Origin of the sequence: Microcystis sp. LE19-131.1A (genome assembly GCF_027532015.1) — a bacterium.
GTDB lineage: Bacteria > Cyanobacteriota > Cyanobacteriia > Cyanobacteriales > Microcystaceae > Microcystis > Microcystis ichthyoblabe_A.
This window is the reverse complement of the sequence record NZ_JAPZSS010000095.1, coordinates 16,291-40,918: the sequence shown is the minus strand read 5'-3', so window position 1 is coordinate 40,918 and position 24,628 is coordinate 16,291. Positions and strand designations below refer to the sequence as shown.

General features: G+C 44.0%; 23 protein-coding genes and 1 pseudogene. 14 read left to right on the top strand and 10 right to left on the bottom strand.

The window, feature by feature from the left end:
- Positions 1–123: 123 nt before the first annotated feature.
- Together O9323_RS08425 and O9323_RS08420 are read right to left on the bottom strand one after the other, a co-directional pair.
- Positions 124–735, bottom strand: coding sequence for a 4Fe-4S single cluster domain-containing protein (locus O9323_RS08425; RefSeq protein ID WP_002750470.1), 612 nt, complete (start codon positions 733–735; stop codon positions 124–126).
- A gap of 78 nt (positions 736–813) precedes the next feature.
- Complete coding sequence (locus O9323_RS08420; protein ID WP_002750472.1) at positions 814–1,995, bottom strand: RtcB family protein; 1,182 nt, start codon at positions 1,993–1,995, stop codon at positions 814–816.
- Positions 1,996–2,356: 361 nt separating this feature from the next.
- Between O9323_RS08420 and dnaK the strand changes: the two genes are divergently transcribed.
- From dnaK to O9323_RS08400, 4 genes and pseudogenes are all read left to right on the top strand, one after another.
- Positions 2,357–4,261, top strand: a complete 1,905-nt coding sequence (gene dnaK, locus O9323_RS08415) for a molecular chaperone DnaK (RefSeq protein ID WP_002750478.1) — start codon at positions 2,357–2,359, stop codon at positions 4,259–4,261.
- Between the two features lie 138 nt (positions 4,262–4,399).
- Complete coding sequence (gene gltS, locus O9323_RS08410; RefSeq protein WP_004162253.1) at positions 4,400–5,608, top strand: sodium/glutamate symporter; 1,209 nt, start codon at positions 4,400–4,402, stop codon at positions 5,606–5,608.
- Positions 5,609–5,705: 97 nt separating this feature from the next.
- Positions 5,706–5,897: pseudogene (locus tag O9323_RS08405) on the top strand (hypothetical protein); the annotation flags it as partial.
- A gap of 150 nt (positions 5,898–6,047) precedes the next feature.
- Positions 6,048–7,319: an esterase-like activity of phytase family protein gene (locus tag O9323_RS08400; protein WP_016516882.1), complete on the top strand. Its 1,272-nt coding sequence runs from the start codon at positions 6,048–6,050 to the stop codon at positions 7,317–7,319.
- Between the two features lie 362 nt (positions 7,320–7,681).
- Here O9323_RS08400 and O9323_RS08395 read toward each other — a convergent pair whose 3' ends face one another.
- The 3 genes from O9323_RS08395 to O9323_RS08385 form a co-directional block, all read right to left on the bottom strand.
- The gene (locus O9323_RS08395) at positions 7,682–8,644 is read right to left on the bottom strand and encodes a protochlorophyllide reductase (protein WP_002734294.1); all 963 of its coding nucleotides are present in this window, start codon (positions 8,642–8,644) and stop codon (positions 7,682–7,684) included.
- A gap of 253 nt (positions 8,645–8,897) precedes the next feature.
- Positions 8,898–9,899, bottom strand: a complete 1,002-nt coding sequence (locus tag O9323_RS08390; RefSeq protein WP_288124947.1) for a CsgG/HfaB family protein — start codon at positions 9,897–9,899, stop codon at positions 8,898–8,900.
- Between the two features lie 73 nt (positions 9,900–9,972).
- Positions 9,973–10,956 (bottom strand): succinate dehydrogenase/fumarate reductase iron-sulfur subunit, encoded by a 984-nt coding sequence (locus O9323_RS08385; protein ID WP_002750488.1) that lies wholly within the window; start codon positions 10,954–10,956, stop codon positions 9,973–9,975.
- A gap of 532 nt (positions 10,957–11,488) precedes the next feature.
- Between O9323_RS08385 and O9323_RS08380 the strand changes: the two genes are divergently transcribed.
- Complete coding sequence (locus tag O9323_RS08380; RefSeq protein WP_002734386.1) at positions 11,489–11,875, top strand: AbrB family transcriptional regulator; 387 nt, start codon at positions 11,489–11,491, stop codon at positions 11,873–11,875.
- Between the two features lie 377 nt (positions 11,876–12,252).
- Entirely contained in the window at positions 12,253–13,047 is a 795-nt protein-coding gene (locus tag O9323_RS08375; protein ID WP_002750490.1) for a CPBP family intramembrane glutamic endopeptidase, read from the top strand.
- Here O9323_RS08375 and O9323_RS08370 read toward each other — a convergent pair.
- Positions 13,030–13,827: a Tab2/Atab2 family RNA-binding protein gene (locus O9323_RS08370; RefSeq protein WP_288124946.1), complete on the bottom strand. Its 798-nt coding sequence runs from the start codon at positions 13,825–13,827 to the stop codon at positions 13,030–13,032. The genes O9323_RS08375 and O9323_RS08370 overlap by 18 nt on opposite strands.
- A 150-nt stretch (positions 13,828–13,977) precedes the next feature.
- Between O9323_RS08370 and rimM the strand changes: the two genes are divergently transcribed.
- The 5 genes from rimM to O9323_RS08345 all read left to right on the top strand — a co-directional run bounded on the left by rimM (position 13,978) and on the right by O9323_RS08345 (position 19,571).
- A complete protein-coding gene (gene rimM / locus O9323_RS08365; protein ID WP_002746464.1) occupies positions 13,978–14,556 on the top strand; it encodes a ribosome maturation factor RimM in 579 nt (192 codons plus the stop codon).
- Positions 14,557–15,109: 553 nt separating this feature from the next.
- Entirely contained in the window at positions 15,110–15,673 is a 564-nt protein-coding gene (locus O9323_RS08360; RefSeq protein WP_288124945.1) for a transposase, read from the top strand.
- Positions 15,674–15,842: 169 nt separating this feature from the next.
- A complete protein-coding gene (locus O9323_RS08355) occupies positions 15,843–16,604 on the top strand; it encodes a PilN domain-containing protein (protein WP_002733761.1) in 762 nt (253 codons plus the stop codon).
- The gene (locus O9323_RS08350; RefSeq protein WP_002750499.1) at positions 16,601–17,392 is read left to right on the top strand and encodes a hypothetical protein; all 792 of its coding nucleotides are present in this window, start codon (positions 16,601–16,603) and stop codon (positions 17,390–17,392) included. The genes O9323_RS08355 and O9323_RS08350 overlap by 4 nt, the downstream gene beginning before the upstream one ends.
- Positions 17,393–17,465: 73 nt before the next feature.
- A complete protein-coding gene (locus O9323_RS08345; protein ID WP_288124944.1) occupies positions 17,466–19,571 on the top strand; it encodes a secretin GspD/PilQ domain-containing protein in 2,106 nt (701 codons plus the stop codon).
- Positions 19,572–19,898: 327 nt separating this feature from the next.
- On the opposite strand, the gene O9323_RS08340 is transcribed toward O9323_RS08345, so the two are convergent.
- Genes O9323_RS08340 through O9323_RS08330 form a run of 3 tightly spaced genes read right to left on the bottom strand, consistent with a single transcriptional unit; the run spans position 19,899 to position 21,800 of the window.
- Positions 19,899–20,945: a S66 peptidase family protein gene (locus tag O9323_RS08340; RefSeq protein WP_288124943.1), complete on the bottom strand. Its 1,047-nt coding sequence runs from the start codon at positions 20,943–20,945 to the stop codon at positions 19,899–19,901.
- 54 nt (positions 20,946–20,999) lie between these two features.
- Positions 21,000–21,290, bottom strand: coding sequence for a hemolysin XhlA family protein (locus O9323_RS08335; protein WP_272104109.1), 291 nt, complete (start codon positions 21,288–21,290; stop codon positions 21,000–21,002).
- Between the two features lie 42 nt (positions 21,291–21,332).
- Positions 21,333–21,800, bottom strand: coding sequence for a CBS domain-containing protein (locus tag O9323_RS08330; protein WP_002781546.1), 468 nt, complete (start codon positions 21,798–21,800; stop codon positions 21,333–21,335).
- Positions 21,801–21,961: 161 nt separating this feature from the next.
- Between O9323_RS08330 and O9323_RS08325 the strand changes: the two genes are divergently transcribed.
- Together O9323_RS08325 and nadC are read left to right on the top strand one after the other, a co-directional pair.
- Complete coding sequence (locus O9323_RS08325) at positions 21,962–22,528, top strand: Uma2 family endonuclease (RefSeq protein WP_288124942.1); 567 nt, start codon at positions 21,962–21,964, stop codon at positions 22,526–22,528.
- Positions 22,529–22,599: 71 nt separating this feature from the next.
- The gene (gene nadC, locus O9323_RS08320; protein ID WP_002750509.1) at positions 22,600–23,448 is read left to right on the top strand and encodes a carboxylating nicotinate-nucleotide diphosphorylase; all 849 of its coding nucleotides are present in this window, start codon (positions 22,600–22,602) and stop codon (positions 23,446–23,448) included.
- Between the two features lie 40 nt (positions 23,449–23,488).
- On the opposite strand, the gene O9323_RS08315 is transcribed toward nadC, so the two are convergent.
- The gene (locus tag O9323_RS08315) at positions 23,489–24,286 is read right to left on the bottom strand and encodes an SAM hydrolase/SAM-dependent halogenase family protein (RefSeq protein ID WP_002750510.1); all 798 of its coding nucleotides are present in this window, start codon (positions 24,284–24,286) and stop codon (positions 23,489–23,491) included.
- 134 nt (positions 24,287–24,420) lie between these two features.
- Between O9323_RS08315 and pirA the strand changes: the two genes are divergently transcribed.
- Positions 24,421–24,582 (top strand): arginine synthesis PII-interacting regulator PirA, encoded by a 162-nt coding sequence (gene pirA / locus O9323_RS08310; RefSeq protein WP_002733724.1) that lies wholly within the window; start codon positions 24,421–24,423, stop codon positions 24,580–24,582.
- Positions 24,583–24,628: the final 46 nt, after the last annotated feature.

Here is a 24,628-nt window from a genome sequence, read left to right as displayed (position 1 = left end):
CGCCCCTACATTGTGAACAAAATCCGTTACTGTAGGGGCGCAAAGCTTGCGCCCTCCGATCGATTGGGATATTATTCCCACGCAAGTCCCTTACTGATCACTGATTACTGATTCTGGGCCTGATCAAGAAATAATCTGTCCCCAAAATCCCGTAAAAATTCGGGTTCCGTCTTTGAGAATATGAATTTCTACTTGATCCGATGCCCAATTAATCTGATCTTGCAGAGCGGGATTGAGGACGTGAATCCGTTGATTGTTAGAAGAAACGGGAGAATCGGGAGAATGAATAGCGAGGGATTCCACATAGGCCCCATCCACCAAAATATCTAACTCGGCCAATAATTCTTGAGAGTGGGGCGGTGCTTGGGTTGAGCGCAATTGTTCGATCGTAAATCCCGTGAAGGACATCACATTTAAGCCTTTTTCTTTAACACATTTAGCCAATTCTGTCAAGGCTTTTGCTTGCCAAAAAGGTTCACCCCCGGAGAAAGTTAGGCCGCTATTGCGGGGATTAGCCAAAATTTTGGCAGCTAGAGACTCAACAGTAATTAATTGATTGATCTCGAAGGACCAGGAAGCTTGATTAAAACAACCTCGACACTCGCGAGAACAACCCTGTACCCAGACCACGGCCCGACAACCGGGACCGTTAACGGCGGATTCATCCACATAGCCCATGATATTGAGATGATGGGCGGGAATTTGTGCTAATTCGGCAGCAATAGTCAGACTCATCGCTTATAATCCTCGATCGATTCCTATCTTTTTCATGCTAGAGAAAAAGATAGGAATCGATCGCTCTGGCCATGATTTTTAACCTTTGACACACATCACCTGCTTGAGAGTGGCGACAATTTCCACTAGATCCGCCTGTTGATTCATCACCTGTTGGATCGGTTTATAAGCTCCCGGAATCTCATCAATAACGTCCTCATCCTTGCGGCATTCAACCCCTTGGGTTTGGGCGATTAAATCATCAAGAGTAAAGGTTTTTTTAGCCAGATTTCTCGACATCAAGCGCCCGGCCCCGTGGGAACAGGAACAGAAGCTATTATGTTCTCCTTTACCTTTAACAATATAAGATTGCGCTCCCATGGAACCGGGGATAATGCCATAATCGGTTTCTCTAGCGCGGACGGCTCCTTTGCGGGTGACATAAACCTCCTCCCCAAAATGAATTTCTTTTTCGGCATAATTGTGATGACAATTAACTACTAAGAGGGGTTTAGTTGGTTTGCCTCCCGCTAGATGTTTTTCAACAATCCGTTTAAATCTAGCCATCATAATTTCCCGATTATAACGGGCATATTCCTGGGTCCATTGTAGGTCATGCCAGTAGGCGGTAAATTCTTCTGTACCGGCGACAAAGTAGGCCAAATCGAGGTCGGGTAATTTACATTCTGCTAGTTTGGCTAACTCTTTGGCAGTATCAATATGACATTGGGCCAGTTGATTACCAATACCTCTAGAACCGGAATGGAGCATTAACCAAACTTGATTATCTGTATCTAAACAAATTTCGATAAAGTGATTACCACCCCCCAGAGAACCCATTTGTTTAAGGGCTTTTTTCTCTAGGTTTTGTACACCTCGATGAATCTGTTTAAATTCCCCCCATTTTGACCATTTAGTCACTTCCCGATCCACTTCTTTATTTTCCGCAAAACCGACGGGAATATTCGCCTCTACATCGAGGCGAATTTTTTTAAGTTTTCCCTGCAATTGTTCACCAGTAAAAGGCATTTTTAGGGCAGCCATGCCGCAACCGATATCGACTCCGACGGCGGCGGGAATTACGGCATCTTTGGTGGCAATCACCGAACCGACTAAAGCACCTTTACCCAAGTGAACATCGGGCATTAAAGAAATGTGTTTATAAACAAAAGGTAGGGAGGCAACATTTTTGGCCATTTGGGTTTCTTGGGGTCCCAATTCATGGCCCGCCCAAGATAAAATCGGTGTCGGGGTGGAAAGTTCCAGAGTTTCGTAAGCCATAGTTTTTATGAAATAATCAGATAAAAGGCGGATGCAACTAAGACAATAAGGCAATTGAGATTCTGCGATGAATTAGATAAATTGTTATCGGCGATCGTGTTTTAACACAGAGGATAAGCTGTTGACTATCTAAATTACCCGCTCAGACTGCCCCCTGGGAAAATTTTTGACTTTCACCGCAGGTTTACCGACTACTGCAATACTACCAAAAAGGTTCGGATACCTACACTATCGAGAAAGCGGGGTTATTTTGCACTATAGAGATAACAAAGGAACTGATAGGGGTGGGTATCGCCTAAAAACCGAGTACAGTTCCGATTCTAGAAGTCACTATAATTTGTATCGGAGCAGCACAAAGATTATGGGAAAAGTAGTTGGAATTGACTTAGGGACGACTAACTCCTGCGTCGCGGTTATGGAAGGGGGTAAACCCACCGTTATCGCCAACGCCGAAGGGTTTAGAACCACGCCCTCAGTCGTCGCCTACGCCAAAAGTGGCGATCGCCTAGTAGGACAAATCGCCAAACGTCAAGCGGTAATGAACCCGCAAAATACTTTTTATTCCGTCAAACGCTTCATCGGCCGGAAATTCAACGAAGTTACCAACGAAGCCACAGAAGTATCCTACAAAACTCTCCAGGACGGCAACGGCAACGTTAAATTAGACTGTCCCGCCCAGGGCAAACAATTCGCCCCCGAAGAAATTTCCGCCCAGGTACTGCGGAAACTGGTGGAAGATGCCAGTAAATACCTCGGCGAAACCGTTACCCAAGCAGTCATCACCGTACCCGCTTATTTTAACGACTCCCAACGTCAAGCCACCAAAGATGCCGGGAGAATTGCTGGGGTTGAAGTTCTCCGCATTATCAACGAACCCACCGCCGCCTCTCTTGCCTACGGATTAGACAAAAAAGCTAACGAAACCATTCTCGTTTTTGACTTGGGTGGAGGAACCTTTGACGTATCGGTTCTAGAAGTGGGTGATGGTGTCTTTGAAGTTCTCGCTACCTCTGGAGATACTCATCTCGGTGGTGATGACTTCGATAAAAAAATCGTTGATTATCTAGCCGGAGAATTCAAAAAAGTTGAAGGAATAGATCTCCGTCAAGATAAACAGGCCCTGCAACGTCTCACAGAAGCGGCAGAAAAAGCCAAAATTGAGCTTTCTAGCGTTACCCAAGCGGAAATTAACCTGCCCTTCATCACCGCTACCGCCGAAGGACCAAAACACCTAGATACCACGTTAACTAGAGCTAAATTTGAAGAAATTTGCGCCGATTTAATTGATCGCTGTCGGATTCCCGTCGAAAATGCCATCCGTGATGCCAAAATCGATAAATCTGCCCTCGATGAAGTGGTTCTCGTCGGTGGTTCAACCCGGATTCCCGCCGTCCAGGAATTAGTTAAAAAAGTTCTGGGCAAAGATCCTAACCAAAGCGTTAACCCCGATGAAGTGGTAGCCGTCGGTGCCGCTATTCAAGGTGGTGTTCTCGCCGGTGAAGTCAAAGATATTCTTCTGCTTGATGTTTCGCCCCTGTCTTTGGGTGTGGAAACCCTCGGCGGTGTGATGACGCGGATTATTACCCGCAACACCACTATCCCCACCAAAAAATCGGAAGTTTTCTCCACGGCAGTAGATGGACAAACTAACGTGGAAATCCACGTCCTGCAAGGGGAACGGGAAATGGCTAAAGATAACAAGAGTTTGGGAACTTTCCGACTCGATGGTATCCCTCCCGCTCCTCGTGGTGTGCCTCAAATCGAAGTGGTTTTCGACATCGATGCTAACGGTATTCTCAATGTCACCGCTAAGGATAAAGGTACAGGAAAAGAACAATCGATCAGCATCACCGGCGCTTCTACCTTGCCCCAAAATGAAGTGGAACGCATGGTTAATGAGGCAGAATCGAACGCCTCGGTGGATAAGGAACGTCGTGAACGCATTGAACGCAAAAATCAAGCTGATTCCTTGGTTTATCAAGCTGAGAAGCAGTTGGAAGAGTTAGGCGATAAGGTTCCTCCATCTGAGAAAAATAAAGCCCAAGGGTTGATTAAAGACCTGAAAGAAGCGATCGCTCAAGACGATGATGGTAAGATCAAAACCATCCTACCGGAATTACAACAAGCCCTCTACGCGATCGGTAGTAGTATGTATCAGCAAGGAGCCCCTAGCAATCCCCCCGGTGGCAATAATGACAATGGCCCCTCTGGTGGTGCTGGTGGTGGCGATGATGTCATCGATGCGGAATTCTCCGACGCTAAATAAAAATTAAGTTCTTAGCTTCGGGAAGGACACAAGTTAACTTGTGTCCTTTTTTCCTTGCGGCTTTCTTAAAGATAAGGCTGTCACCGAAAATTAGGACTAAACTTAAGTGAACCATCTTGGAGGACTAAGATTAAGAAAATGGAAATTTACCAATTTAGCCAACGCCAGACAATTATTATGGCTATTCTAGTCCTCTATCTCGGTAAGTATTTAACCAAAAATATCAAATTTCTACAAGATTATAACATTCCTGATGCCGTTGCTGGTGGTGTCTTGGCTTCCTTGTTTTTCGGTCTATTTTTTGCTGTTTTTAAATGGCAAATTGAATTTACCCTTAATGTTCGGGATGCCCTGTTAATCGTTTTTTTTACTACTATCGGGCTGTCCTCAAAACTAAAAACCCTGCTGCAAGGGGGGAAACCCTTGCTAATTTTATTAATAACCGCCGTGGTTTATCTCATTCTACAAAATTTAGCTGGGTTAGGAGTGGCAAAAGTGATGGGATTAGATTTACCCATCGGTTTGATTGCTGGTTCCGTTTCTTTGAGTGGGGGTCACGGGACTGCCATTGCTTGGGCTTCTATTTTTCGTGATAATTATGGCATCGCCAAAGCATCAGAAATCGGTGTAGCTAGTGCTACTTTTGGGCTAGTTTTAGGGGGAATTATTGGCGGACCGGTGGCTAAATGGTTAATTACGAGAAATCGACTGCGAGCCAATAATCAAGATCAAGATTTAACGGTGGGAATTAAACAAAGCCAGAGGAATGTCAATATCGATTACAATACAATGCTCCATTCAATCTTAGTGATTGGTTTAACTATCGGTTTAGGTAATCAGATTAACTACTGGGTGACTCCCCTTGGTTTAAAATTACCAGATTTTGTCACCTGTTTATTGGCAGGAATTATCCTGACTAATACCGTACCTTTGGTGTTGAAACGCTTTCCTTGGCCCGCTAATACGCCCTCTTTAGCCTTAATTTCTGATGTTAGTCTCGGTTTATTCCTATCTATGTCCTTGATGAGTTTACAATTATGGACATTGATCGATTTGGCCGGACCGATTGCTATCCTGTTATTAGTGCAGTTCTCACTCAGTATTATTTATACTGTTTTACTGGTCTTTCCCTTAATGGGAAAAAACTATCATGCTTCAGTAGTTTGCGCCGGTTATTTGGGTTTAACTCTAGGGGCAACTCCCACAGCGATTGCCAATATGACAGCGGTGACGGAACATTTTGGGGCTTCTCCCCAGGCATTTATTATTGTTCCTTTGGTGGGGGCATTTTTTATTGATTTGTTTAATGCTTTTATCATCCAGCAATTTTTGAATTTTCTGACTTAAAAATTTTTATCGATCAAGTAATTATGGCTCTTCGGTTTGTGTTATGTAATGGACGGGGGTTATAAGGGATGGAACCCCTATATAGAAAGGCATTTAGCGATTTTTGTCAATTGTTTTTGCTCTAGAGCAAACTAATCAATTAAGTCTCTTGCCAGATAAGGATTTAGTCGATTTATGCCCCCCTATCGAATCATCCCAAGTAACGAAGAACCCAAAACACTTACATTATGGCTCTTATGGATGTATTCACTCATTTTTCTATTATACCCTGCGAGCGGCGGGGAATTAGACCCGAAGAGATTAAAGCATATCTAAATATTTTTGGGTTAAAAGTTAAACTTCAGGCTCCTATTTAGTACGAGTTTACTAAGCGACTAATTTTCCCAAAAAAATTAGTTAACACATTATTGTAACATATAATTAATTTGCAAGAGTTCTAATGTTTTTTTGGATAGAAATCATGAAATCCCCCTCTCGTTTTTTCATCGGGATCGCCGGAACCATAACGGTCGGTTTCCTCGCTACCTCGTCGGTTCAAGCTTCGCCTTTAAATTTACAATTTCTCGGTCAATCGATTGTTCCCACGGGGTTTATTCCCTCAGGCCCAGCGGGAACCGTGAACGGTGTCTCCGTTCCGGTCGGGGGATTATCGGGCATTACCTACGATCCGGCGGGTAATAACTTTTACATCATCTCGGACGATCGCTCTCAGAACGGCCCGGCGCGTTTCTACACCGCAACGATCAATCCGACTCTATTTAATGTTAATGGGACGAATAGCGGCGTTACCTTTACCGGTGTTACCCCACTTTTACAGACTAACGGGCAAACTTTCCCCGCGCTGAGTCTCGATCCAGAAGGGATCGCGCTCGTGGGTTCTAATCTGTATATTTCCTCCGAAGGGGAGGTCTCTAACAATCAGATTCTCAATCCCTTTGTCAATCGATTCGCGCTGGCCAACGGTCAACAGAACAATACTTTACCGATTCCAAACCAGTTTATCCCCGCGCCGAACTCGATTCCCACCACAAGCGGGGTTCGCAATAATCTGGCTCTAGAAAGTCTGACCACCACCCCAGATCAGCGATTCCTGTTCACGGCCTCCGAGAACGCGCTTGTGCAGGATGGGCCGGCTGCGACGCCAACGAACGGTTCTCCCTCACGGATATTGCAGTACGATCTCGCTAATGGACAGCCGATCGCTCAATTCCTCTACAATACCGATCCAATCGCCCTTCCCCCGACTATTCCAAGCCCAGTCGATGTCAACGGACTCGTCGATTTACTGGCACTTGATAATAGTGGCAAACGCTTTCTCTCCCTAGAACGTTCTTTCTCCATAACGACGGGAACACCAGGGAATACGGGCTATACTGTGAAAATCTACGAGGTTTCCCTGGAGGGGGCCACCGATATTAGTGCCTTTCCCAGTATTAATGGGGTTTCGGGTATCGTGGCCGCCCAGAAAACCCTATTATTCGATTTGACCTTGTTAAATATCCCCATCGATAACGTGGAGGGGATTACCTTCGGCCCCTATTTACCGAACGGCAAGCGCTCAATAATTCTCGTCAGCGACAATAACTTTACCCAGTTCCAATTTACTCAATTTCTCGCCTTTAGCGTCGAAACTGTACCCGAACCCTCAACCCTAGCAGGATTGCTGGTGATCGGTTGCGTTGTTATTCTAGTCAAAAAACGGGAAAGCTAAACAAAATCTGGCAACAGCATAGAGATCAGGCTATCTTTGGGGTTGCCGAGCGTTTCGTCAATTGGACAATGGCTCTTCTAGGTTCTGTGTGATAAGTTTAACTTACATAGGATCGATCAATCTTTGTGTTCTTTGTGTCTTTGTGGTTAGTCTAGCCCCTCGCTAGGAGGAATGTATCTTAGAATACATTTTACCCACCAAATCCAAGAGAGCCTAATACCAAATCGGTTTTTGATAATATCATTAACTGCCAATCAAACTTTAAAAACCCAGTTATGGACTGTTTCTCCCTGTCCCAGCGCTCCCCGTTTCCACAAGGACACAAGTTAACTTGTGTCCTTTTTTAGGTTCAAAATCGGAAATTAGGCTAATCCGACTAATTTAGCGCTGTATTCCCACATTTTTTCGCCTCTTTCCTCGTCGCGAGCTTGAGGAGAAACCCTTTGTACAAAAGATTTACCCTCTTTTTTCTGACGGTTGCCCCAACTCCAGTAAGCACCAGATTGACGGTATTGGGGGTCAGCCACCACCATGGCCACTCTTTCCCCAGCTAATTCTTGGGAAACATAGCCACCAGTGATATTTTTCTGGAACCAAGGGAAAAACTGCTGGAAAAAGGGGTAATGATTGCGGAAAAGGGGTGTATCGGCCACACAACCCGGATAGAGGGAAGTAAAAGTGATTCCGGTCGATTCGTGATAGCGTTTGTGCAGTTCCCGCATGGTGAGAACATTACACACCTTACTATCTTTATAGGCTTTGACCGATTCAAATTTTTTGCCGTCGGCCATAGTAATCGGCTCTTTGAAACCCTTGGCAAACCCTTCCAAATCGCCCAAATCGGGACGAGGAGGAATTTTACCGCCTAATTCATCGGGATTATGGGTGACAGTGCCGAGAATGACTAAACGGCGGTCGGGAGAAGGGGAATTTTTTAGATCTTCCAAGAGCAAATTCGAGAGCAGGAAATGACCTAAATGATTGGTGGCCATGCTCAATTCATAACCGTCGGGACTTCTTAAGGGTTCTTTGAGCAAAGGCAGATAGATAGCGGCATTGCAGACTAAAGCGGTTAGAGAGCGGCCCAAGGCCCGGAAATTTTTAACGAAGCGCCGGACGCTATCGAGGGAACCGAGGTCGATAAATTCAATAGAGTAGTTATCCCGGGGAATGTTTAATTCCTTGGCAGCCTGTTCCATTTTCGGGATATCCCGACAGGCCATAACCACAAACCAACCTCTTTGAGCAAGGGATTTAGCGGCGTAGAGACCGACTCCAGAAGTTGTCCCAGTAATGATCACCGTGGGTTTTTGATCTTGTACCATTTTTTGATAGTTTTCGTTAATCGCTCTGGTCTAGGGAATATCCAAGGGATTCCAATCATAAATTTTATCGGTTGTCTTACCTGACCCCCAGGTTCCCTTTACATAACTTCAAATTTTCCTGAGTGTTCACTTATCAGTTATCAGTTATCAGTTATCAGTTATCAGTTATCAGTTATCAGTTATCAGATTTGAGTTTTAAGTTTACCGATCTCCCCGCTCCCCACACCCCACACCCCGCTCCCCACTTCCCCAATTAACGAATCGGTTTAGCTAAATCACCGATTTTAAAACCATTACCGGTAATAATGCGACCGACGCTAGATTGACCATCAGCTTCGACAATTTCGAGAGTGCCAATCGGTTGAGTAATCTGACGGATAACCTTACCCGTTTGCGGATCCTTGACTGTTTGGGTCGTCCGTTCGATGGAAATGCGTAAACCGACACGATAACCCTCTCCCGTACCTTTATTGAGAATTACCTGATTTCCTGCCACAGCAGCCACTAAAGCGGTGACAGTCGGGAGCGAGCGAGGTGTAGCGGCGATTTGGTCAGCTTTATTGTTGAGATTATCCACCACCTGCGCTACTGCCTTATCGGTGGCAATACTGAGTAATTTCCCTTCGTTGGAGGTTTGGGAACCCCCCCCAACCCCTAAAACCACGGTTGAACCATCGGATTGATTGGCACTACCATCTCCCTGCGCGGTGGTAATAATTTCGGCCGTGGTGGTATTAATTGCTCGGACATTTAACTTGACAAAAGCATCGGTTTCTGTCTTAGCAGTGCTAAAAATAATAAACGAGCCACCGGATTGTTTTTTTTGTAAATCGAATTGGGTAATCGAACCGATAATCACCACATCTACCCCCAAAATTTGCCCGATTTGAGCAGCGGTAGCGGCATCTACCCGTCCCGAAGCCCCAAAATTTTGTTCTCTGAGGACGGTATCAATGCGACTGCGCTCAATGACTGTATAGCGACCACTTTCCACCAATTTATTGACGAGAATATCACTGACACCACTGGCCCCACCATTGAAAAATGTTAACCACTGGGGATTACTGAGACCGCTATAATCGAAGTCTAAAACCGCTACTCGCACCTTTTCGCTTTTTTGGGCTAAGAGTAACGGTAAATTGTTAGAGATAGCCTGGGAGAAAGCTGGTGCGTTGAAGCTAAAACCCAAACTAGAAGCGACTCCCACAAGGGTGATTAGGGCAGAAAAACCACGGATACTATCTCGATCGAACATGATAAGGGGGTTCTCCAGTCAAATAGAATATAGATCATAATCATCTCAGAATTACTCTAACCATCGAGAGTGATCAAGAGCGAGAATTTTGAATGGCAGTAATTAAACCTCTCACTTCCTCGGTTCCCTCGGAAGCTTCAAAGGAAGTGGGAAATTTACCCTTAGCAATCATCCGCAATCCCAAGGGGGCAATACTTAATAAACCCTGTAAATCGCGCCAATAATTGCCCAGCACATAGAGGCCGAATTTGCGTTCATCAACCCATCCCCCTGCTTTGACTAATTCCACTAAAACTTTCCGGTGACGAATGGGACGACTACTATCGTCCGACTTGCGAGCGAGTATTTCCTGTTTAATTTTACCGATTTGATCCATGGGAGCCACTTCCATGGGACAAACCGCATTACAGAAATAGCAACGCGTACACCCCCAAACCCCGGCGGTGCCTTGATGATAAAGTTCTAGGCGACCTTCTTGATTACCATCGCGGGAATCTGCTAGGGTGCGCTGCGCTTTTGCTAAAGCGTGGGGACCGACAAAATCAGGATTCACTTGCTTGGCATTACATTCCGAATAACAGGCCCCGCACATAATGCAGTTACCCATCTGATTGAGATTGGCTCTTTCTTCTGGAGTTTGCAGAAATTCTCGTTCGGGAATGGTGCGTGCTTGACTACTAATATAAGGTTCAACCTTTTCTAAATCGTCCCAAAACGGTTGCATATTGACGATTAAATCCCGGATAATTGGTAAATTACCCAGAGGGGCGATCGTGATTTCGGGAATTTCTCCGGCATCTTTTTGGCTACAATGGTTTAATTCACTGGCGATATTTTTTTGACAAGCCAAGGCCGAACGACCGTTAATTTTCATCGCACAGCTGCCACAAATTGTATTGCGGCAATTTTTACGAAAGGCCAAAGTTCCATCAAGTTCCCATTTGATGCGATTAAGGCAGTCGAGAATTGTATTTCCCGCCTCCACCTCTAGGGTAAAATTTTCTAGGTAGGGGGTGTCGTTGGGTCGTTGACGCAGAATTTTAAAAGAAACTTCCATACTCGGCACGGGGATGAGGGACTCCTAATACTCAGGATAATCGATGTTAACGGGCCAAGGGGGAGCTAGTAATGGTAATTAATCCTTAAGATTTTCCCGGGTCGGTTGAGCCAAGGGGTGGGTATCTAGGCCTAATGATAGATGGGGAAGTCGCTCGAAAACAGTTTAATCCCCCCGGATTTACTGCTCTGGGTCATTAGTTTTTTGCCAACTCCAACCACAAGTATAGTTTCTCAATTCCTTGCTAGGTATAGCTTAAACGGTTTTATGTCCTCACTTTCTCCCCCCTGTTTTCCCCGCACCCGACCAAAAATTGCCGGAGTCTTGGCCAAAAATTTCCTCTCCCCCACAAGGTTTATACTTACTACCTAGTCCGGGGTCTTCTTAGCACGATTGTCATCACCGAACCATCAGTTTTAAAAAATTTATTATTCCCCTCTAGACATTTTTGGCAAGATTTTTGGTATGATCAATTTGTCAGTGTAAACTTAATTGACAGTCAGTCAAAAATCAAGGAACATTAAAAAGTACCATGAGTGACATCTCTCCTACTCCCCTAACCGGGAAAGCTCTACTTCAAAAAGTCAAAGAGTTATCCCACTTACCCCGTCGCGAAACGGCAAAACGTTGTGGTTACTACTCTCAAAGTAAAGATGGCCAGGTTCGGGTCAATTTAACCGACTTTTACGATGCTGTTTTAGGTGCAAAAGGGGTTCCTCTCGATCCCGAAGGCACTAAAGATGGCCGCGGCCGCGAACCCACTTTCCGGGTTAGTGTCCATAAAAATGGTCAAATCGTCATCGGTTCCACCTATACCGAACAAATGAACTTGCAGCCCGGCGATGAGTTTGAAATCAAACTTGGCTACAAGCACATCCACCTCAAACAAACGGAATCAGAAGAACCGGTAGAAGCTTAAATAGGTTACGGAGTAGGGATAAGGACAAAAAAAATCGGCAGTCAAAAGGGCTAGTTTTGACAAGACCGACTAAGAAGACAATATAGATTCTTACCCCTAATTCTAACCCCTGACCGCCTCTTTTATCAACTTGAGGGGTTTTCCTTAAGCACTTTTTCTTCTTTTTCGCAACCCCCTAGGGATGGATTTTTGTTGGAGCTAGGCTTTACCAGAGCAGAGTTCCACAGTTATCCTATGCCTAGGGGGTTTGTTTTATGGGTGTTAGGAGACAGGAGACTCCGAGTTAGTATTCGGGAGATTATTTTTGTTTATTCTTCCCACACCCTACACCCCACACCCCACACCCTACACCCCACTTCTCTGACACCTAATTGACAATGAACATGGCTGCCTTAATAAAAATTATTATTTTCCTGTTAGCCTGGTTAATTCTCTGGCTGCCGATTGCCATTAGTTTAGGGAGTCGTTTGGGATGGCAACCGCTGCAAGGGACAAAACCTGACCAGAAATTGCCCCTGGTGGCCTCTCTTTACGCCTTGGCTCCCTTAGTTATCTGGGGATTATTGAAGATAGAGGGGAGCAGCCTCGATAATTACGGATTAATTTCGTCATTTTCCCTATTTATCTCCCTAACCAAAGGATTAATCTTGGCAGTGGTGGGATTAGGGATAATTTTTTTTCTGGAGGGGATTTTGGCCTGGGTACATTGGCAGCCCAAAAACCTAACTCGTGCTCTTGCCTTGAGTTTACCCCTGTTGATAGTGGCTCTCTGGGTGGGTATTACCGAGGAATTAATCTTTAGGGGCATCTTTTTGAGCCAATTAAGCCAAGAATACGGTTTTTGGGTGGCGGGAGCCATTTCTAGCCTAATTTTTGCCCTGCTGCACTTGCTTTGGGAACGTCAGCAAACGCTGCCGCAACTACCCGGTTTATTTCTGATGGGGATGGTTCTGGTCTGGGCGCGGGCGATCGATCATGGTAGTTTAGGATTAGCTTGGGGACTTCATAGCGGTTGGGTGTGGGGATTAGCTTTGCTAGACAGTGCCGAATTGATGTCTTACAGCGATTCTGGGTTAGTTTGGGTTAAAGGTATCTATAACCAACCTTTAGCGGGTTTAGCCGGCATTCTTTGCCTCTTGGGGACAGCTTGGGGGTTAAACTTGCTTCAGTAGCCAAAAGCCGGTAAAAGTGCGACCAGAATCATCCGGTTGTATGAGAAGAAAGTGCAAACCTTGGCTTTCCTCTTTGGTTGCTTGATAAATATTGGCTGCCAGGGCCACTTCTTCATCTTCGTAGGTCAGAAAAATCCAACGCTCATTTAGTCCCGATTCCAAGACTAAACCGCCCGATCGCCCCGTTTCTGTGGGAATATGATCGATAAATACCAGGTTAATTTCCTCTAACCAACGAGCGATCGCCAGAGATTTTTTACCACCGGTAATAACCACACCGGGGATCATGAGAGTGGAGGCTAAACCTAATTTTAAGGGAGAAAAGGCCTCTGGTAGGGAAAGAATCGGTATTCTGCGATCGCCAAAAAAGTTAACTAAATCAACGGCGGGAAAACGAGCAAAACGCCACTCTTGACCTAAAAATCGGTCTGGTAGGGGTTGCGGTGGAGGAGAGTCGATATTGATGGGGATTTGCCGTAATTCTAGCTGTTTTTTCAGAGCGTTAACGTGACGGGTTAACTCAATTTTGATCTGTAAATTCTGACCAGCGAGGAGAAATAAATTGGCGCATTGGGGGCGAAAAACTTGGATAATTTCCGGGGGGGAGACTTGACAAGCTTGCTCTAACTGTTGGGTTAACCAGTCGCTATTAGCTTGGGATTGGGGACAGGAATTTTCATAAATAAGATGACCGAGAGGATCGAAAATTAGCAATTGCCAGACTGTCTCAAGAGGTGAAGAAGATGAAGATTTATAAAAATCCGCTTGCCAAATAGTCATAATTCAGTCAAAAGCCACCAGTAAAAAGTCAAAAAATGGTCAGGAGTAGAGGTCAACTAAAAATTTTACCTTACCAAGACTTTTAAAATCTAGGAGCGAGACAAAAAAGGCTATATACTAGGGAAAGCTATAGCAAAACATATCGAGACAATGGAAGAAAATTGGCTAGAAATTGGGACAATAGTAGCACCCCAGGGACTGGAGGGAGAATTGCGAGTTTTATCGGTATCAGATTTTCCCGAACGTTTTCAGAAGCGAGGTATTAGGGGAATACAAGAGACCCAAGGGGGAGAAATCCGAGAAATTACGCTGCTCAGGGGACGTGAGCTACCGGGCAAAAATGTTTATGTTATCAAGTTAGAGGGGGTTGAAAATCGGGAACAGGCCCAAGCTTTGCGCGGATATAAATTATGGGCGAATAAACTGGAAAAACCTCGCCTAAAAGCGGATGAATATCATGTTAGTGAGCTAGTAAACTTGGAGGTTTATCATCACCTGACAGGAGAAAAAATCGGGGTTGTAGTAGATATTTTGTGGGCGGGTAATGACATTTTAGCAGTGCAACTAGAAGCAAATCTCGCCTCTGTTAAGAAAAAAAGCCCTTCCTCCGACTCAAAAGCCACGGCCCTGGTTCCCTTTGTCAAAGAAATTGTTCCACTGGTGGATCTGAAAGCGGCACGCATCGAGATTGCGCCACCACCGGGGTTATTAGAGATCAATTGGTCATAGACTTATTACTGAACTTCCCCCATACATATCTACTATAATAGCCTAAAACCTTTATCCATCAATGGATACACCCATTAACTTTTCTTGATGGAGCCATGTAATTTGTAACATTTATTAATGGACAAGAATTCTCTCCATTTGCTAGAATAGAGGTCATGTATATAGAAAAAGTTCCTAATCGTAATTACCCTCCCGCTGTTCTTCGACCAGATTCCTATCAAGAAGGAGATCAAGTCAAAAAAAGAACCCTGGCCAACGGCTCGACTGAGCTCACCGAACACCCTCTCAAAATTACCCGATGATATTATCGACAATAGATATCTTCAAAAATTATAACCCAATCACAGCTTGCTTTTAGCTTGTGTACTAACTGACTATTTATATGGCTGAAATGTATATCTATCGTTGCTAATTCAATTGCACTGAAAAAATATGAGACAATTAAAATCATTTTTACTTGGTTAGATTCCTTAACTAGAAAAACTTTTAGTATTAAGATAATATTATGGATAGGTCTGATCTGAAACTGGCTCTCAAAGGGGCAAGACTGTCAATGAGTGAAGACATTACCGATCATTTTAAAGTGATTAGAAGTCTTCGTTTGTGCTATCATTTAGATGACTTAATTTTTCGTTCCACTAAAGTTAAAGCCAAAACCTGTAAATGCCATCATAACACCTGTAACCGACTAAGATTAAGAATTAGAAACCTAGTTGATGAACTACATCACAAAGTAGCTAGATTCTTAGTAGAAAACTTCGATGGGATTTTATTGCCGACATTTGAAGTATCAGAAATGGTCTTAAGGTCTGGAAGAAAAATCCAATCAAAGTCTGTTAGACAGATGTTAACTTGGTCACAGTATCAGTTTAAAATATTCTTAAGATCTAAGGCATTTGAGTACGAAAAAACCGTTATAAATTGTTGTGAAGCTTATAGGCCAAAGACAGGTAGCCGGACTGGTGAATTAATCGATAATTTGGGTGGAAAAAAAGTAATTAAATCAGAAATTGATGGGCGACAAATGGACAGGTATCCTAAGGGAGTACGGGGGTTCTTCCTTCTTGCTCTGGTAGATACACCCTCGTTCAAAGACTCTTTGAGCGTGCATTGTTAACCCATTAACAGAAATGTTAAGCTGTTCCTAATTCAAATTGCTTGTTGAAACGAGGCAAGAGGCAAAAGTAAAGGGATTGGGGGAAATTCGGCTAATCCAAGAATAAGCGATTAAAATACGCCTTAGCTTAATCAATGTTAGCAAAAAAGTATCGGTATAAACAGAAATTATGTATAGTCTTGACGTTAATTTTCTTAAAGATCGCCATCTTAACCAAACAGCCTCTAACTTCGAGGTTTCCACCGTTATTGACCGAAGTAAACAAATACCCCTGTTCATCGGTGTAGGAGTTGGGGCCGGATTATTGGCACTGACGGGATTACTCGGTTTAGCCGTCGGTTGGAAAACTGGCGAAGCTCAGGCCAAAATTCAGCAATTGGACGGGGAATTAGGTCAAGTACAAGTCCAAAGTAAAAAACTAGAAGACATCAGAGGGGAACTAAAGGCGGTAGAAGCAGAAAATCAAGCTCTGGTGGGTGTATTCAATCAGATTAGTCCTTGGTCAGCCATTCTCCAAGAAATTCGCCAACAAACTCCTCCTAGGGTGCAGTTAAATAGTGTGCAACAGGTGGAGGTTCCCGCGAACCTCAATCAAGGGCAACCCAATTCGGCTACGCGCTTAAAAATCAGTGGTTTTGCCAGTAATTACGAAGCAGTCAATGATTATCTCTTAACTCTACAAGCTTCTCCTTTTTTGCAGGGTAAGCAAACGGTGATCGAAAGTGCTGCCCTGGCCGATTTACCCGTAGAGGTGGACAATCAGTATAAAAATATTAATATTACTTTCCCCCAAGTGGTTCAATTTGTGATCACCGCCCAATTAAGTGATACTCCCACCACTCAACAACTGCCCAATCTGGTCAGGAATGGAGCGATCGGAGTTATCACTAGGATTAATACTCTCAAAAGCCAAGGAGCGATTCAACCATGACCTTTAACGAAGAATTTGAGAAGCTGAAATTAGAGGAATTTCAGGAGTATCCTATCGCTTTCGGGATAAATTTTACTCCCCGTAATAGTGGCATCGCTGCCGCTATGCTAGGTTTACTTGGCTCTCTCTATCTGCTTTTTAACTGGGTGATGCCCGCTTATGATACCTTGCAGCAACTGCAAACCGATGCCGCCGACAAACAACAACTGCTAGATCAACAAAAAAGCCGTCTCGAATTTTCAGAATTCCAAAAAATCGAGAGTCAGTTACAACAACAAAAAGCTATGAAACAGCAAATACTCTCGCTTTTTGCTAGAGAAAGGGACTTAAGCACTATTCTCTTAGACGTTAGTAATATCTTTAAGTCTGGCGATGTTAAGCTGGTTAGTTTTCAACCCCAAGGACTAGAACCGGTGGTAGTCTCCGATGGTTCCCTCGGTAGTGAGGTTAATAATAAGCTCAAACGTCAAACTTTTAACGTCAAGATTCAAGGAAACTATGTTAACACTCAAGAGGTTATTCGGGATTTAGAAAGATTACAGCCGCTCATTTTGCTCAACAGTCTCAATACCCAGATGGAAAAGCAAGGATCGACGTTTAAAGTAGTTAGTACTGGCAACAATAAGGCCACTATCGTTCCCCAAGGCGATCGACCCGTGACCACGACTTTTCTTCTCGATGTGATTATTCCTCTCAGTGCCGCCGAATTAGCCAAGTTAGCACCACCCCCACCTCCTGAAGGTCAACCCCCCGCCGAAGGTCAACCCTCCGCCAGTCCGCGCCAATAATAGTCTTCAATCCGGTGTGAGTATTGCGTTTTTTGTCCGTTGAATCCCGTAATCGTTGAGGAGTGAAGTTAAAGTGAATCCGTCCCGTTATGCTCTGTTTATCCCCCCAATTGCCTCGTTTTTATTGATGGCTCCCCTGAGCGTCTTGGCCGAAACCGCCATTTCCTTCCATGGTTCAGAGTTAAAATCTGCTACATCAAAAATTGAATTTTCGCAAGAGTTTAGTCAAGAAACTTTACAAAAATCGCTAAATCAGCTTGTCCCTTCCAGCGCGGCCGTAGAAAAGGAAATCAGCGATCGCATTTTAGACAGTGAAAAACTACTTGTCCAAAGTGCGCCCCTTGTCCCCAATCCGGAAATTATCATTCAAGGCATACCTCAAGCCCCCGGCGCTCCCACCCTACCCCGGGCCGTCGCCCCACCAGTGGGAGATATTGCCATCTCTAATATCGATGCTAGTGCCGAAAAGATCAAATTTGATCGCAATATCACCGTACCTCGTGTTTTACTGCGGGAAGCTTCCGCTAGAGAAGTGTTAATGACCCTTGCTAACATTGCCGGTTATAACGTCGTTTTCACCAGCGCCCAGGGGGAAGCTAACGCCACTTCTCAGACAGTTTCCTTGGAATTTACTAACGAATCGGTGGAAAACATTTTTAACGCCGTGTTGTTAGTTTCCGGACTCCAGGCCAACCGTCAGGGTAAGACCATCTTTGTCGGGGCGCAATTACCCCAGGGCGCTCGTAATCTGATTAGCCGCACCCTGCGCCTCAACCAAGTTAAAGCCGTCGCCGCCGCCACTTTCCTCGCCACCCAAGGGGCAGAATACCAGCGTTTAGTTACCCAAACCGAGGATATCGTCGATCCCCTCACCCAACGGGTCGTCGGTCGCCGGGATGTTCCTCCCACCCTAGAGCCACTGAAACCCCAAAACACAGAAGGCTCAAAAGCTGCCCTACTTTTAACTGGTTTAAGAATTGCCGCCGACGAGCGCCTTAATTCTATCAATTTAATCGGCGAACCCCGACAAGTCCAGATCGCCACCTCCTTATTAACCCAACTGGATGCCCGTCGCCGTCAGGTGGTGGTTAACGTCAAAGTTATCGATGTCAATCTGCTCAATACGGACGAATTTCGCAGTAGTTTTTCCTTCGGGTTTAACGATGGTTTCTTCGTTCAAGATGGAGGGGCGGCAGTGCTGAACTTTGGTAATATGAACCCACCCGGTAGTGAGACTGTAGGCAGACCGGGGGCTTTTGCACAGCCTGTTGTGCCGATTTTCGATATCATATCGGGGAGTACAAACGCGGACCAGGAAATAGCACCTTTTTTTGATGTTCAGAATGGCGCTTCCTTTGGCCGTGTTAACCAGGGACCGAATGACTTTGTAGGTGGCACAACACCCTATGCTCGTCCCAGTTTTGGTCGCACTGTTAACCCCTTCCAACCCGGTTTGAGTGATGTTAATATTGACCCAGAGACGGGAATAATAGAGTATGAATACAAACCACCGACCCTATTTCAATATCCCCAAAAATTCCTGATGACCCTGCAAGCCTCAATTCAGACAGGAAATGCCAAGATTCTCACCGATCCCTCGCTGGTGGTGCAGGAAGGTCAACAGGCCACCGTGAAGCTGACCCAGAAAGTGCTGGTCAGTGTTGAAACAACAATTGATACCAATAGCAATGGCAATGTGAGAACTACAACTCCTGTGTTTGGTGATGCTGGACTGACCTTAACCGTCGAGGTGAATCAAATTGATGATAATGGTTACATCAGTTTAAATGTTGCGCCTACAATTGCCCAACCAGGTCCCCAGATTCCATTTAATAGCGGTGGGGCGACAATCAACCAATTGACTCCTTTGATTACCCGGGAATTATTATCGGGTTTAATTCGTCTCCGGGATGGACAGAGTTTAATTCTTTCCGGGATTATACAAGAGCGCCAACAAAGTTCTGAGACAAAAGTGCCGATTTTAGGGGATATTCCTATTTTAGGGGCTTTATTCCGCAGTCGTACCAATCAGAATAGTCGCTCGGAGGTGATTATTCTCCTCACTCCCAAAATCATCGAAGATACGGCCACCTCTACCCTCGGTATCAACTATCAACCGGGCCAAGATGCGGCGGAAGTGTTGCAGCGTCAAGGTTTCCCCGTACAACCACGACAGTGATCAGCTTTTTTCAGTAATCAGTAATCAGCTTCTGAAGCTTTTGCCTCTTGCATGAGTGCCTCTCCTGATAACTAGCCTATACTCAAAGGGGCTCTCCCAGGTTTGGTGGGTAAAATGTATTCTAAGATACAGTCTTGCGGGCGAGGGAGTGGAAGGAACCACAGAGACACAGAGGACACAAAGATTGATCGCTACTATATAAGTTAAACTTATCACACAAAGTCGAGAAGAGCCAAGTATTTAGTCTAATAATTAAGATGGAGCCGAATTCGCCAGTCTAAATATTCCTTTATCAGTTAAAAAAACGAATAGCAACAGTCAGCTATTTTAGGGTTTACTAACCGCCGATTCCAGCATAGTAATTGTTCCCCGATTAGCATTAAATTCTACTGCAATACCGATGGGAATAGTTTCAATAATTTCTAAATGTCCGATAGTTAATCCTAGACAAGCGGGAATTTTTAAGGGTTGGATATATTCTTGGATCACTTCTTCTAACGTCAGAGAACCATAGTCACTATCGGCACTACAATTGCTGCATTGACCGAAGATAAATCCAGCTAAATTATCGAAAATTCCCGCTAATTTTAATTGATTTAACAGTCGATCAATTTCATAAACATCTTCACCAATATCTTCCAAAAATAGGATAGCTCCGGTAAAATTTGGTAGATAGGGAGAGCCAACTATTGAGGCTAAAGTGGTTAAATTACCGCCGATTAATTTACCTTTTGCCTGACCTTTAGTAATAGTTTGAATGCGGTTTTTTACCTGCATTAAACGATTAGCATCATCGGGATCGGGAAGATTTCTAAAAGTCAACTTTTCCCCAGAAAATAAAACCTGTCGAAAGCTTTCAGTTTGAGCAGTGCGCCAACTAGAAAAGCCATTGGGAGCATGGAAAGTAACTAAACCAGTTTTGGCATAAATAGCCAATAATAAAGAAGTTATATCACTAAAACCACAGATGATTTTCGGATGACGACGAATTAAATCGTAGTCGAGATAAGGTAATAAACGAGCGCTGCCCCAACCGCCGCGAATTGGTAAAATTAAGGCAATATTATCATCAGCAAAAAATCGATTTATATCCGATGCTCGCTCCCTATCTTTACCAGCTAAATAACCATAACGATTTAAAGCGTGTTGACCAACTTTTGGGACTAATTTTAAAGCTTTAACAGCCTCAATGACTATATTCAAGTCATCTTCTTTGAAAGTTGCCCCCGCCGGACTAATAATACCCACTCCGTCCCCCGGTTGTAGATGTGGCGGTTTAATTAGAGGAAAATTATTACTAACAACTTTTTTAGGAATTAGGGAAAAACTAAGAGCAGTTAGGGCAGTAGTAGTGAGAAATTGACGGCGCTTCATCCTGATAGTTTTTAGAGAAATTGCCAGGGAAATAAGAATTTAAGTAGGTAGGCGTTAAAAATTATCAGAAGCCCCCCTTATTAAGGGGGGATTAAGGGGGGATCGAGGGAAAAAAAATTTTTTCACAATTACCCCAGCTAAGAGGACAATTAATGTCCAAACCTGATATTTTTGGTTTCCTTCTAATGAGTTTAGTCGATTTTCTATTCCCTCAACTTTTCCCGTTAACACCGCTTGTCCTACCTTTAAATCCCTCACATCTTTTTGTAACGAATCGATTTTTCCCTCAATCCGCATCAAGATAGTTTCTAGGGAATAAGTAACCGTTTCCTGAGATTGATTCATTTGTTCAAGACTTTTTAGTTAATTGTTGCCCTAGAAAAGCCATTATGCTTCCGATTTTGCCATATCGCGAATGATATCGCCGCGAGTGACAATACCAATTACTTTGTGGGTTTCTTCCTCAATCACCGGTAAACGACGCACATGACGATCATACATTAACGAGGCCGCTTCTTTCAAAGGGCGATCAGCCGTGATACTAATAGGTTTATCGGTCATTACTTCCCCCACGGTTTGACCGAGAGCTTTATGGAGTAATTTCTCGTGACGGCTAGGATTTTGTAGATAGATGACGCTATCGAGGAGCATAATGTAAGGAGGAGCTTCTACTCCCGTTTCCTGCCACATGAGGTCAGTTTCGGAGATAACCCCAATCAGTCGCATATTGTCATCCACCACGGGTAAACCACTAAACCGCTTTTCGGCCAAAATCTTCACTGCTTCGGACAGAGAAGTGTTAGCGGTGACGGTGATGGGATTGGGAGTCATGATATCGGCAACTGTTTTCGTCATCTTAGGGACTCGCGATAATAATGCTTTCTCTCTCTATCTTATCATTAGGGTAATCAGTCGCCGCTTAATTATGACTGTTCTTCAATCTTCGGCTGAGAAAATGGTATAAGATAAAAAGGAAATGGGATATTAATTTAGTTAGTTGACAAGCAAAAAGAAAAATGATCGCTCAAACTCAATACCCAGAAATAATGACCCCGGAAGAGTATCTAGAATGGGAAGCTACACAGGAATGTCGCCATGAATATATTAATGGGGAAATTATCGCCATGACTGGGGGTAGTCTGCCCCATAATGATATTACCTTGAATTTTTATACTGCTTTAAGATTTCATCTCCGTCCGCGAGGCTGTCGAGTCAATGTATCTGATGTGAAAGTACAAGCTAATAATAGTCGTTATTTTTATCCCGATTTGGTGATTAGTTGCGATTTTAGGGATAGAGAATCTCGTAATTTTATTCAACATCCACAAGTTATTATTGAAGTGCTTTCCCCCAGCACAGGAAACTATGATCGCACTAAAAAGTTACAATATTATCGTCAGATTTCTAGTTTACAAGAATACGTTTTAGTCGATGCCGAATCGATTAGTGTTGAGGTTTATCGTCGCGGTGAAGATAAAATTTGGTTTTACTGCGCTTATAGTCAGGGGGAAGAAATTATTCTATCTAGTCTCGATTTTCACTGTGCGATCGAGTTAATCTATGAAGGGATAAGTTTCAATTAAAGAAAGTTTACAAACAGGTCAAACCTTCCTAGAATTAAAATAAATACGTCCCGATTGTTTCGATAAATTCTATGTTACCGCCCCTATTAGTTCTTGATCCCTTGTTAGAAAACTGGTTACGAGAAGATCTCGGTAGAGGCGATCGCACCACCCAAGCAATTTTCTTCGGTCATGCTAAAATCGGTCAAGCTAGTTGGATTGCCAAGGAAGCGGGAGTTATTGCCGGTTTACCCGTAGCTGAAAGAGTTTTTCAACTGCTTAACCCCACTATTCACTTTACCCCCACCGTTGCCGAGGGGGAATTCTGCCCCAAATCTAAAGTTATTGCCGAGATAGAGGGTTCCTTCGATGCGCTGTTAATCGGGGAAAGAGTCGCTTTAAATCTTGCCATGCGCTTGAGTGGGATTGCTAGTGAAACTCGCAAATATGTGGAGAAAATTGCCGATTTATCGACAAGATTGGTGGATACTCGCAAAACTACCCCCGGATTGCGAATTTTAGAAAAATATGCCTCCGGTATCGGTGGCGCTATTAACCACCGTTTGGGGTTAGATGATGCAATTATGATTAAAGATAATCATATTCAAGCAGCCGGCAGCATTGAGGAAGCAGTGCTTCGTGTACGGCAAAATATGCCCTATCCTCTCACAATTGAGGTGGAAACCAGTCAATTAGAAGAAGTGAATCAAGCTCTGCAGCAGCAGGTAGAGATCATTATGTTAGATAATATGGATTTAGAGATGATGCAAACTGCTGTGGAGATGATCCGCAATTTTAATAGTAAAACCAAAATAGAAGCATCGGGAAATATTACCCTCGATCGCATTCGCAACGTGGCCGAAACAGGAGTAGATTATATTTCCACTAGCGCCCCAGTTACCCGTTCTACTTGGTTAGATATTAGTATGAAAATTGATTAAAAGGCTATATCAGTTATCAGTTGTCAGTTATCAGTTTTGATCACTGACTCCTATCTATTCTAACCTCGATCGCATCGCCAATATTTAAGTGTAATTGCTTTTGGGCGCTGCCACTATTGACGGCAATTTCTAACCCCCCGTGACTACCGATAAAAGCGACTATTTCCCCCGAAGGAACATCACTATAGGTGTTTTTTGTGGGGATAATTTTTGGACCCAACTGCACTGACCAATTTTTTCCCTCTAGGAGATAATCGGGAATATTACTGATTAAATTGCCGAAAATGTCAATATATTGGATTTGTCCCCTCATTTTATCTTCCTCGATTTGCGGAACAGCGATCGCTAACTGTTGCAAGCTATCGGGATCAATAATCTCACCTAATATTTCTAGGGGTACTCCCTGGGCCAAATAAGCGGCCACAGCAGCAAAAATATCACGACCGTGAAAAGTAGTGCTAGGGTTAGGGGTGCGCCAATAGGAAGAATTATTGAGATTAACGGCAGATATAGCGGGAGATTGGCTTAAAATGCCACTAAATAAACCATTATCTGGCCCGACTAAATAACCACCAGCAAAACGAATCCCTACCCCGCGTCTTTTGCTTCCCACCCCCGGATCTATAACTGCCAGATGAATAGTGCCTTGGGGAAAATATTGATAGGCATTCAGGAGGATAAAACGACCAGCGTAAAGGTCTTGGGGCGAAATTTGATGATTCAGATCGATCGTGCGAGCATGGGGGGCAATTCCTGCGATTACTCCCTTGATAATGCCCACATAACCGTCCTGTAGTCCAAAATCGCTAGTAAGGGTTATTAGTGCCTGTTCCTTCATTGACTTGTCCCTAGGTTGGCCAACGGCTTTAATAAATCTTAATGGGAAATTCAGTAGCTAAAGATACAGTTATCCAAGGAGAATGTTATGATTTAGATATAAGGTAAGTTAAGTCGCTCAAAAATCTGTCCATCATGAACAAAAATCGTCAGCAAGTCCTAACACAGGCCACCGTCGCTCATAGAGAAACACTCCGCAGAAATTTGCAACACCGACTGGAAGTAGCTAGAGCGCAGGGAAATGAAGCTTTAGTGCGTCAATTAGAAGCAGAGGCGGCCTATTTGCACCTTCGTTAGATTTAATCGGTGTTTAGTCATAGTCTAGTTGTCGGTATGTAGTGAT